The organism is Nocardioides sp. Z35_8, assembly GCF_059621125.1.
Map to the genome: position 1 here is coordinate 2204305 of NZ_JCAQIE010000001.1, position 13558 is coordinate 2217862.

Below are 13558 nucleotides of genomic sequence, written 5' to 3' on the forward strand. Positions count from 1 at the left end.
CCATGGAGCTCAACGGGGTGCCGCTGCACCCGCTCGTCGTCCACGCCGTCGTCGTGCTCGGGCCGCTGGCCGCCCTGACGGGACTGGCGTACGCCGCCGTGCCGCGGTGGCGCTGGCTGCTGCGGTGGCCGCTCGTGGTCCTCGCGGTCGTGGTGGCCGGCGCGGCGCTCCTCGCGGTGCAGGCCGGGGAGGACCTGCTGGCGTCGCGCCCCGAGCTCGCGCCCATCGTGGCCGACCACGAGGATGCGGGGGGGATGCTGCGCAACGTGGTCCTCGGCTACGTCGTGGTCGCCGGACTCGCCGCCTGGGCCCTGGGCGGCGCCTCGGCGCTCGCCTCCGGCCGGGGTGCCCGCGAGACCCGCTTCGGCGTCCCGGTGGCGGTGCTGCTCGTCGCCGCGTCGGTGGCCGTCCTCGTCACGGTCTACCTCGCCGGGGACTCCGGCACGACGGCGGTCTGGGGCTAGGCGCTCCGGTCCGGCGCCGGGCGCTCACCAGTCGGTGGAGGCCTCACGGGCGGCGAGCAGCCGCCGGAACGACTCCACCCGGTCGGGGTCGGCCTCGCCCGCCGCGATCGCCTCGTCGAGGCCGCACTCCGGCTCGTCGCCGCCGTGGGTGCAGCCGCGCGGGCACGTCTCGGTCATCTCGTCGAGGTCGGGGAACGCCTCGATGAGGTTCTCCGGCCGCACGTGGGCGAGCCCGAAGGACCGGATGCCGGGGGTGTCGATGATCCAGCCGTCGCCGTCGGGCAGCTCGAGCAGGTAGGCGCTGGTCGAGGTGTGGCGCCCGCGGCCGGTCACGGCGTTGACGATGCCGACCTCGCGGCCGGCGTCGGGGATCAGCGCGTTGACCAGGGTGGACTTGCCGACGCCGCTGTGGCCCACCAGCACGCTCGTGCGCCCCCTCAGCCGCTCGCGCAGCTCGGTGAGGTCGCCGGCGCCCTCGCCCTTGAGCTGGGTCACCACCCACGGCACCCCCAGCGACCGGTAGGTCGAGAGCAGCGTCTCGGGGTCGGCCAGGTCGGCCTTGGTCAGGCACAGCAGCGGCGCCATCCCGGCGTCGTAGGCCGCCACCAGCGCACGGTCGATCAGCCGCGGGCGCGGCTCGGGGTCGGCCAGGGCGGTCACGACGACCAGCTGGTCGGCGTTGGAGACGATGACCCGCTCGACCGGGTCGTCGTCGTCGGCCGTGCGGCGCAGCGTGGTGGTGCGCTCGACCACCTCGACGATGCGGGCCAGCGACCCGTCGGCGCCACTGGTGTCGCCGACGACCCGCACCCGGTCGCCCACCACGACGCCCTTGCGTCCGAGCGGGCGCGACTTCATCGCCATCGCGCGGTGGCCGTCGACGAGCAGCGTGAAGCGGCCGCGGTCGACGGTGACCACCCGGGCCTCGACGGCGTCGTCGTAGGTGGGCCGGTCCTTGGTGCGGGGACGGGTGCGGCGCCGTGGCCGCTCGTAGTGCTCATGGTCGTGCTCGGAGTAGCGACCCGTCACGAGCTCGCCCCGACGCCGCTCGGGGCGGCGCCCACGGCCCGGCTCCAGGCCCCGGCGAAGTCGGGGAAGGTCTTGGAGGTGGTGGCGATGTCCTCCACGAGCACGTCGTCCACGGCGAGGCCGAGGATGACGCCGGCGTGGGCCATGCGATGGTCGGCATAGGTGCGGAACGTGCCGCCGTGCAGGGGCGCCGGCCGGATGGTCAGTCCGTCCTCGCGCTCGGTCACGTCGGCCCCGAGCCGGCCGAGCTCGGCGGCGAGCGCGGCGATCCGGTCGGTCTCGTGGCCGCGGATGTGCGCGACGCCGCGCAGGTGGGAGGGCGAGTCGGCCAGCGCGCAGAGGGCGGCCACGGCGGGAGTCAGCTCGCCGACGTCGTGCAGGTCGAGGTCGACACCCGAGAGCCGCGGCGGCCCGACCACGGTGAGGCCGTTGTCGCCGAGGGCGACCTCGCAGCCCATCAGCGTGAGGATCTCGCGCAGCTCGTCGCCTGGCTGCGTGGTCGAGGAAGGCCAGTCGGTGACGGTCACGCGGCCTCCGGTCGCGGCCGCGAGGGCGAGGAACGGCGCGGCGTTGGAGAGGTCGGGCTCGATGTCGTGGTCGACCGCCCGCACCGGGCCGGGGGAGACCGCCCAGCGGTTGGCGTCGCCGTCGTCGACCTCGACACCGTGGCGGCGCAGCATCTGCACGGTCATCTCGATGTGGGGCAGCGACGGCACGGGCTTGCCGACGTGGCGCACGTCGACACCGTGCTCGTAGCGGGCGCCGGCGAGCAGCAGGGCGGATACGAACTGCGACGAGGCGCTGGCGTCGATGGTGACCGTGCCGCCGGGCACCGATCCCGTGCCCGCCACCGCGAAGGGCAGCGCTCCCCGGCCGCCGTCGTCGACCCGCACCCCGAGCGCGCCCAGCGCCGCGAGCATCGGGCCGACGGGGCGCTGCCGCATGTGCGGGTCGCCGTCGAAGCGCACCGTGCCGCGCGCCAGGCCGGCGATCGGCGGCACGAAGCGCATCACCGTGCCGGCCAGGCCGCAGTCGACGTCGGCGTCGCGGTCCCAGGGGGCGGGGGAGACGGCCCAGTCGCCCGAGCCGGGGCCGCTGGTGTCGTGGACCTCCGTGCCGAGCGCGGTGAGCGCGCCCACCATGAGCAGGGTGTCGCGCGAGCGCAGCGGACGTCGTACGACGCTGGGGCCGTCGGCGATCGCCGCGAGCACGAGCGCGCGGTTGGTCAGCGACTTGCTGCCGGGCAGCGACACGACCCGGTCGACGGGGGCGTGGGGGCGCGGGGCCGGCCAGAGCTCACTCACCCGCGCACCCTACCGAGAGCTCAGGTCAACTGGGCCCTGGCGAGCTTGGCCTCGCGGCGGGCGTTCTTGGCGACGTGCCGGGCCTCGCGGCGCACGTCGGACGCGGCGCGCCGGGCCCGCCAGGCCAGCCCGGGCCTGCCCTCGGTGTCGACCGCGGCCAGCAGGAGGCCACCGAGGACGGAGGTGTTCTTGAAGAACTGCAGGCGCTGGGCGTTCTTGGCCTGCGGCTCGGTCTCGTTCCAGAAGGCGTGCCCCGCCAGCGTGGTCGGCACGAGCGAGGCCGCGAGCACGGTCGCGCTCAGGCGCGGCGCCCGGCCGGTGGCGAGGGCGGCGGCGGCGACGATCTGGGCGCCGGCGTTGATCCGGACCAGCGTGGCCGGGTCGGTGGGGATCGGCGCGCCGGGCGCGACCTGCTCCACGACCGGCACGACCTGGTCGACCACCTTCTTGGCCCTCTGAGCGTGCCCCTCGGTGTTGCGGAGGGCGTTGATGCCGCCCGCGACGAAGATCGTGGCCAACATGGGGCGTGCGAGCAACCGGGTGATCGTCATGCGCCCTGTCTACACGATGTCCTCGCGGCGCTGCCGCGCCCGCAGGGGTGCGCCGGTGCCGCGCGGTGCCACTCGCGCCGTGCCACTGAGGCCGACGCCCGGCTCCCCTAGGGTGGGCCACGTGTGTGGTCGCTATGCGTCGTCCCGGAGCGCCGACGACCTCGTCGAGGAGTTCGAGGTCGTCGAGAGCCGCATCGCTGCCCCCCTGGCGGCCGACTACAACGTCGCGCCCACCAAGGAGGTCTACGCCGTCGTCGAGCGGCCGCCGTCGCGCGACTCCGACGAGCCCCCGCAGCGCCAGCTGCGGGTCCTCACCTGGGGCCTGGTGCCGTCGTGGGCGAAGGACCCCTCCATCGGCAACCGGATGATCAACGCGCGGATGGAGACGGTGGCGGACAAGCCGGCCTACCGCAAGGCGTTCGCGTCCCGTCGCGCGCTGCTGCCCGCCGACGGCTACTTCGAGTGGTATCCCACCTCGCGCACCGACGCGAAGGGCAAGCCGGTCAAGCAGCCGTTCTTCATCCGTCCCAAGGACGGCGGGGTGCTCGCGATGGCGGGGCTCTACGAGATCTGGCGCGACCCGTCGAGGGCCGAGGACGACCCCGACCGCTTCCGCTGGACCTGCACGGTGCTGACCACGGAGGCAGAGGACTCGCTCGGGCACATCCACGACCGGATGCCGCTGATGGTGGAGCGCGAGCGCTGGCACGAGTGGCTCGACCCGACGACGCCGGGCGACACCTCCCTCCTGGTGCCGGCCGCACCGGGCCGCCTCGAGGCCTACGCCGTGCCGAGGCTGGTCAGCAACGTGCGCAACAACGGCCCCGAGCTGATCGAGCCGCTGCCCCTGGAGGACGAGTGAAGAAGGCCTCCGTCCGCACCGTCGCCACCCCGCACGGGGAGGGCCGCCTCCACACCCGGCGCGCCAACCGGCCGATCGCCACCCTCCTGCTCAGTCATGGCGCCGGCGGGGGCGTGGACGCCCGCGACCTGTGGGCCCTGGCCGGCGCGCTGCCCGCGCAGGGCTTCTCCGTCGTGCTGTTCGAGCAGCCGTGGCGCGTCGCGGGGCGCAAGATCGCCACCGCACCGCCGACCCTCGACGTCGCGCTGACGTGCGCCGCCGACGCGATGCGGGTGCGTACGCCCCTCGTGGTCGGCGGACGCTCCGCCGGCGCCCGCTCGGCGGCCCGCACGGCCCGCTCGCTCGGCGCCAGCGGCTGCCTGGCGCTGTCGTTCCCGCTCCACGCGCCCGGTCGCGCCGAGCCCACCCGCCTCCCCGAGCTGCGGTCCGTCGGCCTGCCGACGCTCGTGGTGCAGGGCGAGCGCGACGCGATGGGGCGGCCCGAGGAGTTCCCCGGCGACCTCGGCGGGCTCGACCTGGTCGTCGTCCCGGGGGCCGATCACGGGCTCAAGGTCCCCGCGCGGGGTGACATCAGCCAGGACGAGGCGATGGGCATCGTGGTCGAGTCGACCCTGGAGTGGCTGGTGCGCGAGATCGTCGGGAATCCCCGGGCGGGGTGAGGTGTTGGGTCGGTGTGACTGCGACGACCCTGGATCCACCCACGGCGGTACTCTGGGACGCGATGACTGAATCGCTCCGGGACGAGACGTCCCCCCCTGTCGAGATCGCCGTCGAGGACGAGAGCTCCGACGAGCGCACCACGCGCTTCGAGCGCGATGCGCTGCCCTACCTGGACCAGCTCTACGGCGCGGCGATGCGGATGACCCGCAACCCCGCCGACGCCGAGGACCTCGTGCAGGAGACCTTCGCCAAGGCCTACAGCGCCTTCCACCAGTTCAAGCCGGGCACCAATCTCAAGGCCTGGCTCTACCGCATCCTCACCAACACCTACATCAACACCTACCGCAAGAAGCAGCGGCAGCCGCAGCAGTCGATGTCGGAGGACGTGGAGGACTGGCAGCTCGCCCGCGCGGAGTCGCACTCCTCGACCGGGTTGCGGTCGGCCGAGATGGAGGCGCTCGAGCACCTGCCCGACTCGGAGGTCAAGGACGCCCTGCAGCGCCTTCCCGAGGAGTTCCGCCTCGCGGTCTACCTCGCCGACGTCGAGGGATTCCCCTACAAGGAGATCGCGGAGATCATGGACACGCCCATCGGCACCGTGATGTCCCGCCTGCACCGCGGTCGTCGCCAGCTCCGCGACATGCTGGCCGACTACGTGCGGACCAACGACCTCCTGCCGGCGTCCACGGTGCCCGGACCGGGAGAGGGGAGCAAGGCGTGAGCAGCCACGAGCACCACGGCCCCGACGACAGCGACGACGACTGCGTCGACTACATCGAGCGCATCGTCTACCTCCTCGACAACGAGCTCGACCAGGCCGACTGCACCGTCGTCGAGATGCACCTGCGCGAGTGCGGTCCCTGCCTCGAGCGCTACGACCTCCAGCGTGCGGTCAAGCAGCTCGTCGCGCGGTCGTGCTCGGAGTCGGCGCCGGAGTCGCTGCGCGACCGCGTACGACTGCAGCTGCACCAGGTCCACGTCCGGATCACGGACGCCGGCGCCTGAGCCGACAGGCCCCGAGGCCGACCCGATTCGCCGCCTCCGGGCGGATTTGAGACACTGCTCCGAGCACCGACTCCAGGAGGACCACCATGGGCAAGACCGGACGCAAGCGCCGCGCTCGCAAGAAGAAGGGCGCGAACCACGGCAAGCGCCCCAACGCCTGACGCGCACCCGCGCCGTCATCTCGTAGAAGTCCCCGCTGCGGCGGGGACTTTTGCACGTCCGGGCACGGGCCGGGTGGCTTGTACGGTGGCGAGATGAGCGAGAAGACGATGCGCGATCGGATGCTCGCCGGCGAGCCCTACATCGCCGACGACCCCGTCCTGGCCGAGGAGTCCCGGCGCGCCCAGCTGCTGGCCCACCGGATCAACACGCTGAGCCCGAACGACACGGTGGGGCGTCGCGAGCTGCTGGAGGAGCTGTTCGAGGGCTTCGGGGAGGGCAGCCAGCTGCGCCCGCCCCTGCACTGCGACTTCGGCTACCAGACGACGATCGGCGCCCGCACCTTCATCAACTGGGGCGTGGTGCTCCTCGACGTCGCGCGGATCACGATCGGCGACGACGTGCAGATCGGCCCCCACGTCCAGCTGCTCACCGCCACGCACCCGATCGAGCCCGGCCCGCGGCGCGACAAGTGGGAGGCCGCGGAGCCCATCACGATCGGCGACAACGTCTGGCTCGGCGGCGGGGTGATCGTGTGCCCCGGAGTGACGATCGGGGCAGACACGGTCGTCGGGGCGGGGTCGGTCGTGACCCGCGACCTGCCCTCCGGAGTCGTCGCGGTGGGCTCTCCGGCCCGGGTGATCCGCGAGCTCTGACGGGCGCCGTCGGCCTCGGTCGGTGTGTCCCGGGTGGCCACCCCGGACGTGCAGGCTCAACGCACGAAGTCGATGTAGCGGGACTGCGAGTCCGTGATCCGGGGTGGCCGGTCGCCTCTGCCGAGGAGCATCGTCGCGGCCCCTGCCCGCTTGGCGGCGCGCAGTCGGCGCAGGGCGGCGTCCCTGCCGCCGATGTGGGCAAGCGTCTTGACGTTGATTGCGATGCCGACCTCGTCCGCCGCATCGAGGACCCGGCGGTAGGTGCCGGGCCGCTCGAAGGCCCGTCCACCCTTGACCTCCCACTCGATCCCCGTCAGCCCGACGCGGGCCGCCGCGCGGACCATCTCCACCATCGTCGAGATCCGGTAGGGCACGGGGTCGCCCGACCTGAGCCGGCGGACCTCCGGAAGGGTCAGGTCGGCGAAGGCCGCGTCCGGGCTGATGAGGCCCAGGGGGTCGCGGAACCGCTCGCGGGCGACGTTTGGCCAATGCGTTGCGAGGGGGACGCGGTGTCGTCGGGCAGCGTCCCAGCAGTAGTTGGAGTCGATGTCGATCCAGGTGGCTGTCCGAGCGGCCAGGCGCAGGCCGCGCATCGAGTTCTGAAGCCGGTAGGGGCGGTCCTCGTGGAAGACCTGGCGCGGTGGAGCGACGTGGTCGGGGCGGAGGGACGGGGCCGGGGGCTGATCGACAGACGGACCGGTGCTGCACCCTGCCAGGGCCAGCGTGAGCACGACTGCGGCACGGCGCACGTGGGCCAGTTTCGCACGCACCGCCCTGTGACGCCGCGCTCCGGCGGCACTCGATCACCCGGGGCCCGCTGACCTGCAGATCCGCGCACCACCAGTGCGCATGCCCGGACGTCGAGGACCCCGACCTGACATGGTGCGGCCATGGATCCAGTCCTGTCCGAGTCGGTCGAGCCCGTCCTGCGGGACCTCGCCCGCACGCAGGTGGACGCGCCGAGGTTCGACGACCACGACTGGATCGGCGACCGCGAGTACGTGTCGTGCATGATGTGGAGCGCAGACGGCAGCGGTTCGGGATTGTCCGTGCGACGGGCAGCATCCCGCGAAGAACGCGTTGCGCACGCGGCCGACCAGGTGCAGGAGTGGGCCATCGAGAATCGGCTGTGGACCTCGGCGCCCACCAACTGGCCTCCGTGTCCGATCCATCCCGCAAGCCACCCGTTGCGCGCGAGCGTTGCCGCGTCGAATGCGGCGTGGGTGTGCCCCATCGATCATTCCGTGGTGGCGCTGATCGGTGAGATCCGGGAAGACCTCTTCGGCATCGGCTGATCCGCGTGTGCGGGCTGGCTATCGACCACTGTCGCAGCCGAGGTGTCGCACTGACCGCCTGAGCCCGCATCCTCCGTCGTCAGAGGCGCGAGAGGAACCGCTCGGCGTCGACGACGACGCGGGTGATCTCGCCGGCCGCGAGCACCTTGCCGGTGGTGGTGTCGCGGGCGCTGACGGTGAAGCGGTGCAGCCGGCCGTCCGCGTAGGCGCTGGAGGCGCTGACCTCGACCTCGGCGCCGACGGGGCTGGCTGCGAGGTGCTCGACCTGCACCCGCGTGCCCACGCTGGTGGACCCCTCGTCGAGCGCGGGGTCGAGGCTGGCGCAGGTGGCGGCCTCCAGCCAGGCGAGCAGCCGCGGGGTGCCGAGCACGGGGAGGGACCCGCTGCCCACCGCGGCTGCGGTGTCGTCGTCGGTGACGGTGTAGGTCAGCGTGGCGGGCGCGAGGTCGGGCATGGGCAGGCCTTCCGGGGAACGTGAGGTCGGTGCGGCAACCTGAGGAGCACACACACGTCTACCAGACATGAGCGCGAGGACCGCAGGGGTGGGGATGGGGATGGAGCCGTCCGTGGACATCACCGAGCTCTACGCCGCCCACCGACTCGGCCTGGTGCGGCTCGCCGTGCTCCTCGTCGACGACCTCGCGTCCGCGGAGGACGTCGTGCAGGACGCCTTCGCCGCGCTCGCCCGTCGCCCCGACGCGGTCCGGGACCCGTCGAGGGCGCTGGCCTACCTGCGGGTCTCGGTCGTCAACACCGCGCGGTCGGCGCTGCGCCGGCGGCGTACGGCGCGGGCGTACTCGCCACCGCACGATCCCTCGCCGCCGACGCCGGAGGACAGCGCCGTGCTGGCGGAGGAGCACCGCGAGGTCATCGAGGCGTTGCAGCGGCTCGCCCCGCGGCAGCGGGAGGTCCTGGTGCTGCGCTACTGGTCCAACCTGTCGGAGGCGGAGATCGCCCGGACGCTGGACATCAGCCCGGGCACCGTGAAGTCGACCGCCAGCCGTGCGCTGGTCGCGCTCGAGAAGGCCATGACGTCCGCCCACGACCTGGGGGAGGAGCAGCGATGAGCACCACACCCGGCGCCGGCCCCGCCATCGAGGACCGGCTGCGCGCCGCCCTGGCCGCTCGCGCCGAGCTGGTCCGCCCCGAGGACCTCGCGCCACCCGCCCCGGTGGCGCCGCTGCGCCCGCGCTGGCGCTCGCCGTGGGTGCTGCTGGCCACGGCCGCCGCGGTGCTGCTCGTGCTGGGCATCGTCGTCCAGGGCCTCGGCCGCGACACCCGGTCCGACGACGTCGCGCCGAGGCCCGATGCGCCGGAGGTGGAGCTGCCCGCCGACGTCGGGCGCGACTGGAAGGCCGACGACCTGTCGAGCCCGGCCCGGCTCGACCTCGACGGCGACGGCTCCCGCGAGAAGGTCGTCTTCCTGTCCGAGCGGTCCGAGGACTTCGACGGCCGGGTCCGGATGCAGACCACGCTCAGCAGCACCGGCGAGGAGGCGTACGGCATCGCCGAGCCGGGCTCGACGATCGGGGTGAGCGCCCTCGACCCGATCGACGCGGACGGGGACGGCGACCAGGAGCTGGTGCTCTACTACGACGACCTCGGCGAGGGCGGCCCCGGAGGGCTGGGCCACCCGCTGGTCTTCGACCTGCGCGCCGGGCTGCTCGTGCAGGCGGTGCCCGAGGAGCCCGACCTGCTGGTGCGCGGCTACGTCCCCGTCGGGGGGAGCGAGACCGAGCACTACCGGATGGTCCACCTCCACGACTACTGGATCGAGGACGGCGAGCTGTGGTCGAGCCGGTCGGTCGACGCCTACGCCGAGGGCGGCATGAGCCTGCTGCGGCCCGAGACCATCGTGGTCGACGCGTGGCGGTGGGGCCTCGACGACGACGGGGTGCTCCGGGCGACGGGGGCCGGGTGCCTGCGGATGGGGCTCGGGCAGCCGTCGCCGGACCGGCCGTGCGGCGACGACACGGAGGACGCGCTGCCCGACCTGGCCCCTGCGTCGGAGGACACCTTCGGGCCGGGGGAGGGCGCCGCCTTCGACATCGGCTACCGCTTCACCGCCCGCATCGACGCGGGCGACCCCCCAGTGCTCGTCGTCGAGGCGGAGGACGGCCGCACCGTCCGCCACCGGCTCGACGTGGCCGACCCGCGCGTCGCGACGGTGCAGCCGGCCTCGGTCCTGTCCGACGGTGCCGCGTTGGTGGTGACCTCGGCCTCGGACCCGTCGCGGGTCCAGGTCGTGGTGCAGGACGGCGACCGGCTGCGTGTCCTCGTGCCGACCGGCGAGATCGCGCTCACCGCCGACGGCACCCGCACGTGGCTGACCACCGACGGTGACCTCGTCTCGACCGTCGAGGGCGAGGACGGCACCTGGGGGGCGTGGCGGTGGCAGATGGTCTCCGGCACCGAGATGGCCGCGCTGCCGTGGGGGACCGTCTGCCTCGACGACGTCGACGACCCGACGACGGCCCGCTCCTGCTGAGGCCTCAGAGCGGCTTGGTGAAGGCGAGCAGGTCCACGCCGGGCCGCGGCGACCAGTCGCGGCCCGGGTCACGGGCGTAGCCCCGGCGCTCGTAGACGCGGTGCGCCGCCGACATGACCGCCAGCGACGACAGCACCATGGACGTGGCACCGTCCTCGCGGGCGCGGTCCTCGCACAGGCGGGCGAGCGCCGTGCCGACCCCGCGGCCCTGCGCGGCCGGGGCGACCGCCAGCATCCGGAACTCACCCTCGTCGTCACGCGCGATCTCGCGCCAGCGCGACCCGAGCGGGCAGTAGGTCACGTTGCCGAGCACCTGGTCGCCGTCGAGCGCCACCCACACCTCGGCCTGCTCGTCGCGGGTGGCCACGTCGTGCAGGCGGCGGCGGTAGTCGTCGCCGGCGCGGGCGAGGAACGGCCCGTAGGCCGCCACGCACACGTCGCCGGCGGCGGACGTCTCCGGGCGGTGGATCCTGCGCAGCTCCAGCCCGGTCACCGACGCAGCCTCAGATGCCGAAGGTGTTGCGCGGGTAGGCCGCGTCGACGTCGGTGATGACGTTGACGAGGTAGGGCACGCCGGAGGCGTACGCCCGGTCCAGCGCGGGCCCGATCTGGCGGGGGTCGGTCACGGTCTCCCCGGCGCCGCCGAGCGCCGTGACCACCTGGTCGTAGGGCGTGCGCTGGGCCAGGTCGGCGGCGACGTCGTAGCCGTAGAGCATCTGCATGGGGCCCTTCTCCAGGCCCCAGGCGGAGTTGTTGCCCATCACCATGACGACCGGCAGGTCGTGGCGGACCAGGGTGTCGACGTCCATCAGCGAGAAGCCGGCCGCGCCGTCGCCGAGCAGCAGGGTGACCTGGGCGTCGGGGCGGGCGATGCGGGCCGCGATCGCGGCGCCGAGTCCGGCGCCGAGGCAGCCGTAGGGGCCGGGGTCGAGCCAGCCGCCGGGACGCTTCGGCTCGACGTACTTGCCGGCGAACGACACGAAGTCGCCACCGTCGCCGATCACCACCGAGTCGTCCTCGAGGCGGGGCACGAGCTCGCCGTAGATCCGCGCGGGGTGGATCGGGTCGGCCTCGGCCGTGAGGAGCCGGGCGTCGCGCTCGGCGGCGGCCTTCACCTGGTCGGCGAGCTGGTCGGACCAGGCCCGCCAGTCGGGCTTGTCGCCGCGCTCGATCGCGGCCTGCAGGCCGTCGAGCACCGTGGTGAGGTCGCCCGAGACGGACGCCGCGAGGTCGGCGTGGTGGGAGACCTGGCCGGGGGAGTCGGCGATGTGGACGACCCGGGCGAACGCGCCCGTCGGGCTCTTGTCGGGCCCGCCGAAGACGCCGTAGCCGAGGCGGAAGTCGAGGGGCGTGCCCACCACGACCACGAGGTCGGCACCGGCGAGGGCGGCGCCGCGGGCCTTGGCGACGAGACTGCGGTGCCCGCCGGGGATCAGGCCGCGTCCCATGCCGTTGGTCAGCGTGGGGATGCCGAGGTCGTCGACGAAGCGGAGGGCTGCCGCCTCGGCGTGGTCGGCCCACACGTCGGTGCCCAGCACCAGCACGGGCCGCTCGGCGCGGGCGAGCAGGCGCGCGACCGTCTCGATCGCGTCGCCGTCGGGCTCGATGCGGGTGCCCTCGCCCGAGCCGACGGTGCCGGAGGCGGAGTTGAAGAACTCGTCCATCGGCACGTCGACGAAGACCGGACCGCGGTGGCTGGAGCGCGCGAGGGTGAACGCCTCGTCGATGCCGGCCGCGACCTCGCCGGCCGTCATCAGCGTGGTCGCCGCCTTCGCGACGGGCGCGATGATCGGCGGCTGGTCGAGCTCCTGGAGCGAGCCGGTGCCCCAGCGGTTCTGCGGGGCGCGACCGCCGACCACGACCATCGGCGAGCCGGCGAACTGGGCCTGCGCGATCGCGCTGATGCCGTTGGTGACGCCGGGGCCGGCGGTGAGGACGGCGAGGCCCGGCACGCGGGTGAGCTTGCCCGTGGCCTCGGCGGCGAACGCGGCGGTCTGCTCGTGGCGCACGTCGATCAGGCGCATCGGCGGGTCCTGGCCGTCCTTGTTGATCCGCACCACGCCGTCGTACATCGGGAACACGTGGGCCCCGGAGAGGGTGAACATCGTCTGGACGCCGTGGGCGCGGGCGACATGGACGGCGAGCTCGCCGCTGTGGCCGGTGATCTCGGTCATGCGAGCAGGCTAGTGGGTGGGTGCCTGCAGGTAGTGCACGTTGGTCAGGCGCAGCGCCTCGATGACCGTGAGCAGCAGGTCGGAACGCACCTCGGGCGGGTCGGGCGCCAGGGAGAGGTGGACGAACAGGGCACGGAGGTACGCCTGGGGCATCGCCGTCGTCAGGAACGGGTCGGAGTCGCCACCCTTGCCGAACGCGTTGCTCGCCGCGGCGATGCGGTGCACCCACGGCTCGAGCGCGTCGCTGCCGAGCGTGTCGCGGCGCAGGACGCGCATCGCGGCGTGGGCCATCCGGTCGAGCTCGCCGGACGCCAGTGGCTCGTCGGCAGGCTGCCGCAGCACGCGCTCGGCCAGGACGTCGAGGAGCACCTCGTGCTCGGGCCCGCCGAGGTGGGGCGACTCGGCGAGGGCGCCGATCGCGTCGGCGCCGTGAGCCACCGCGTGCGCCCAGCCCTTGCCCGGCACGAAGCCCCGGGTGTCGCGCTCGGCGAGGAACCACACGGCGATGCGGTCGCCCCAGTCGAGGATCCTGGCGGCCGGCAGGAGGCGGTGCGCGGTGTCGCGCTCGAGGCACTCGGCGACGATGAGCGCGCTGAAGCTGCGGCGGAAGACGGTGTCGGTGCCGGACTCGCCCAGCCCGACCGCGAGCCCCGCGACCATGCCGTCGCCGAGCCCGGCCAGCAGGTCGTCGTAGACGCCGTTGTCGATCCAGGTCGCCAGGGCGGGGTAGGCGGTGCCGTCGCGGACCTCGGCCCGGGTCGAGCCGAGCATGGTGGTCAGCTCGGCGGTGAGGTCGTCGAGCGGACGGTCCGAGGGCACCTCGAACCCGGTGGCCTGCACCTGGTTCCAGTACCCGAGCGACATGGGGGACATCCTGCCAGCCGCCTCCCGCACCGCCCTAGTCTGGGCGG

General features: G+C 73.8%; 18 protein-coding genes. 10 read left to right on the forward strand and 8 right to left on the reverse strand.

Translation table 11 applies throughout. The annotated features are described in order from the left end of the window. The first annotated feature begins 2 nt into the window (after window positions 1-2). Window positions 3-464: a DUF2231 domain-containing protein gene (locus AC54T2_RS10650; protein ID WP_186341595.1), complete on the forward strand. Its 462-nt coding sequence runs from the start codon at window positions 3-5 to the stop codon at window positions 462-464. 24 nt (window positions 465-488) lie between these two features. Here AC54T2_RS10650 and rsgA read toward each other — a convergent pair whose 3' ends face one another. Genes rsgA through AC54T2_RS10665 form a run of 3 tightly spaced genes read right to left on the reverse strand, consistent with a single transcriptional unit; the run spans window position 489 to window position 3348 of the window. After that, complete coding sequence (rsgA, locus tag AC54T2_RS10655; protein WP_489976599.1) at window positions 489-1493, reverse strand: ribosome small subunit-dependent GTPase A; 1005 nt, start codon at window positions 1491-1493, stop codon at window positions 489-491. Beyond that, the gene (gene aroA, locus AC54T2_RS10660; RefSeq protein WP_496666149.1) at window positions 1490-2797 is read right to left on the reverse strand and encodes a 3-phosphoshikimate 1-carboxyvinyltransferase; all 1308 of its coding nucleotides are present in this window, start codon (window positions 2795-2797) and stop codon (window positions 1490-1492) included. The genes rsgA and aroA overlap by 4 nt, the downstream gene beginning before the upstream one ends. A 20-nt stretch (window positions 2798-2817) precedes the next feature. After that, on the reverse strand, window positions 2818-3348 hold the full coding sequence (locus AC54T2_RS10665; protein WP_489976601.1) for a DoxX family membrane protein: 531 nt from the start codon (window positions 3346-3348) through the stop codon (window positions 2818-2820). A 121-nt stretch (window positions 3349-3469) separates the two neighbouring features. On the opposite strand from AC54T2_RS10665, the gene AC54T2_RS10670 reads away from it, so the two are divergent. From AC54T2_RS10670 to AC54T2_RS10695, 6 genes are all read left to right on the forward strand, one after another. After that, entirely contained in the window at window positions 3470-4210 is a 741-nt protein-coding gene (locus AC54T2_RS10670) for an SOS response-associated peptidase family protein (RefSeq protein WP_489976602.1), read from the forward strand. After that, entirely contained in the window at window positions 4207-4869 is a 663-nt protein-coding gene (locus AC54T2_RS10675) for an alpha/beta hydrolase family protein (RefSeq protein ID WP_496666150.1), read from the forward strand. Before AC54T2_RS10670 ends, AC54T2_RS10675 begins: the two co-directional genes overlap by 4 nt. A gap of 62 nt (window positions 4870-4931) precedes the next feature. Then, window positions 4932-5591 carry a sigma-70 family RNA polymerase sigma factor gene (locus tag AC54T2_RS10680; protein WP_186341600.1) on the forward strand — a complete coding sequence of 220 codons (660 nt, stop codon included), beginning with the start codon at window positions 4932-4934 and terminating at the stop codon, window positions 5589-5591. Beyond that, window positions 5588-5875, forward strand: a complete 288-nt coding sequence (rsrA, locus tag AC54T2_RS10685; RefSeq protein WP_186341601.1) for a mycothiol system anti-sigma-R factor — start codon at window positions 5588-5590, stop codon at window positions 5873-5875. The genes AC54T2_RS10680 and rsrA overlap by 4 nt, the downstream gene beginning before the upstream one ends. 86 nt (window positions 5876-5961) lie before the next feature. After that, window positions 5962-6036, forward strand: coding sequence for a 50S ribosomal protein bL37 (locus AC54T2_RS10690; protein ID WP_369759046.1), 75 nt, complete (start codon window positions 5962-5964; stop codon window positions 6034-6036). Between the two features lie 93 nt (window positions 6037-6129). After that, window positions 6130-6690, forward strand: a complete 561-nt coding sequence (locus AC54T2_RS10695; protein ID WP_496666151.1) for a sugar O-acetyltransferase — start codon at window positions 6130-6132, stop codon at window positions 6688-6690. 56 nt (window positions 6691-6746) lie between these two features. Here AC54T2_RS10695 and AC54T2_RS10700 read toward each other — a convergent pair whose 3' ends face one another. Further along, complete coding sequence (locus tag AC54T2_RS10700; protein WP_496666152.1) at window positions 6747-7439, reverse strand: hypothetical protein; 693 nt, start codon at window positions 7437-7439, stop codon at window positions 6747-6749. Between the two features lie 141 nt (window positions 7440-7580). Here AC54T2_RS10700 and AC54T2_RS10705 point away from each other — a divergent pair, with 141 nt between their 5' ends. Beyond that, window positions 7581-7985 carry a hypothetical protein gene (locus tag AC54T2_RS10705; protein WP_186341604.1) on the forward strand — a complete coding sequence of 135 codons (405 nt, stop codon included), beginning with the start codon at window positions 7581-7583 and terminating at the stop codon, window positions 7983-7985. Window positions 7986-8064: 79 nt separating this feature from the next. Here the strand turns inward: AC54T2_RS10705 and AC54T2_RS10710 are convergent, their stop codons facing one another. Beyond that, on the reverse strand, window positions 8065-8439 hold the full coding sequence (locus AC54T2_RS10710) for a thioesterase family protein (protein ID WP_186341605.1): 375 nt from the start codon (window positions 8437-8439) through the stop codon (window positions 8065-8067). A gap of 100 nt (window positions 8440-8539) precedes the next feature. Between AC54T2_RS10710 and AC54T2_RS10715 the strand changes: the two genes are divergently transcribed. Together AC54T2_RS10715 and AC54T2_RS10720 are read left to right on the forward strand one after the other, a co-directional pair. Further along, a complete protein-coding gene (locus AC54T2_RS10715) occupies window positions 8540-9052 on the forward strand; it encodes a SigE family RNA polymerase sigma factor (protein ID WP_489976607.1) in 513 nt (170 codons plus the stop codon). Then, complete coding sequence (locus AC54T2_RS10720) at window positions 9049-10473, forward strand: hypothetical protein (protein WP_496666153.1); 1425 nt, start codon at window positions 9049-9051, stop codon at window positions 10471-10473. Before AC54T2_RS10715 ends, AC54T2_RS10720 begins: the two co-directional genes overlap by 4 nt. A 4-nt stretch (window positions 10474-10477) precedes the next feature. Here AC54T2_RS10720 and AC54T2_RS10725 read toward each other — a convergent pair whose 3' ends face one another. From AC54T2_RS10725 to AC54T2_RS10735, 3 genes are read right to left on the reverse strand one after another with little or no spacing between them, the layout of a single operon-like run. After that, window positions 10478-10966: a GNAT family N-acetyltransferase gene (locus tag AC54T2_RS10725; RefSeq protein WP_186341608.1), complete on the reverse strand. Its 489-nt coding sequence runs from the start codon at window positions 10964-10966 to the stop codon at window positions 10478-10480. 10 nt (window positions 10967-10976) lie between these two features. Further along, entirely contained in the window at window positions 10977-12647 is a 1671-nt protein-coding gene (locus AC54T2_RS10730; protein WP_496666154.1) for an acetolactate synthase, read from the reverse strand. A 9-nt stretch (window positions 12648-12656) separates the two neighbouring features. Then, the gene (locus tag AC54T2_RS10735) at window positions 12657-13511 is read right to left on the reverse strand and encodes a DUF2785 domain-containing protein (RefSeq protein ID WP_496666155.1); all 855 of its coding nucleotides are present in this window, start codon (window positions 13509-13511) and stop codon (window positions 12657-12659) included. Between the last annotated feature and the right edge of the window lie 47 nt (window positions 13512-13558).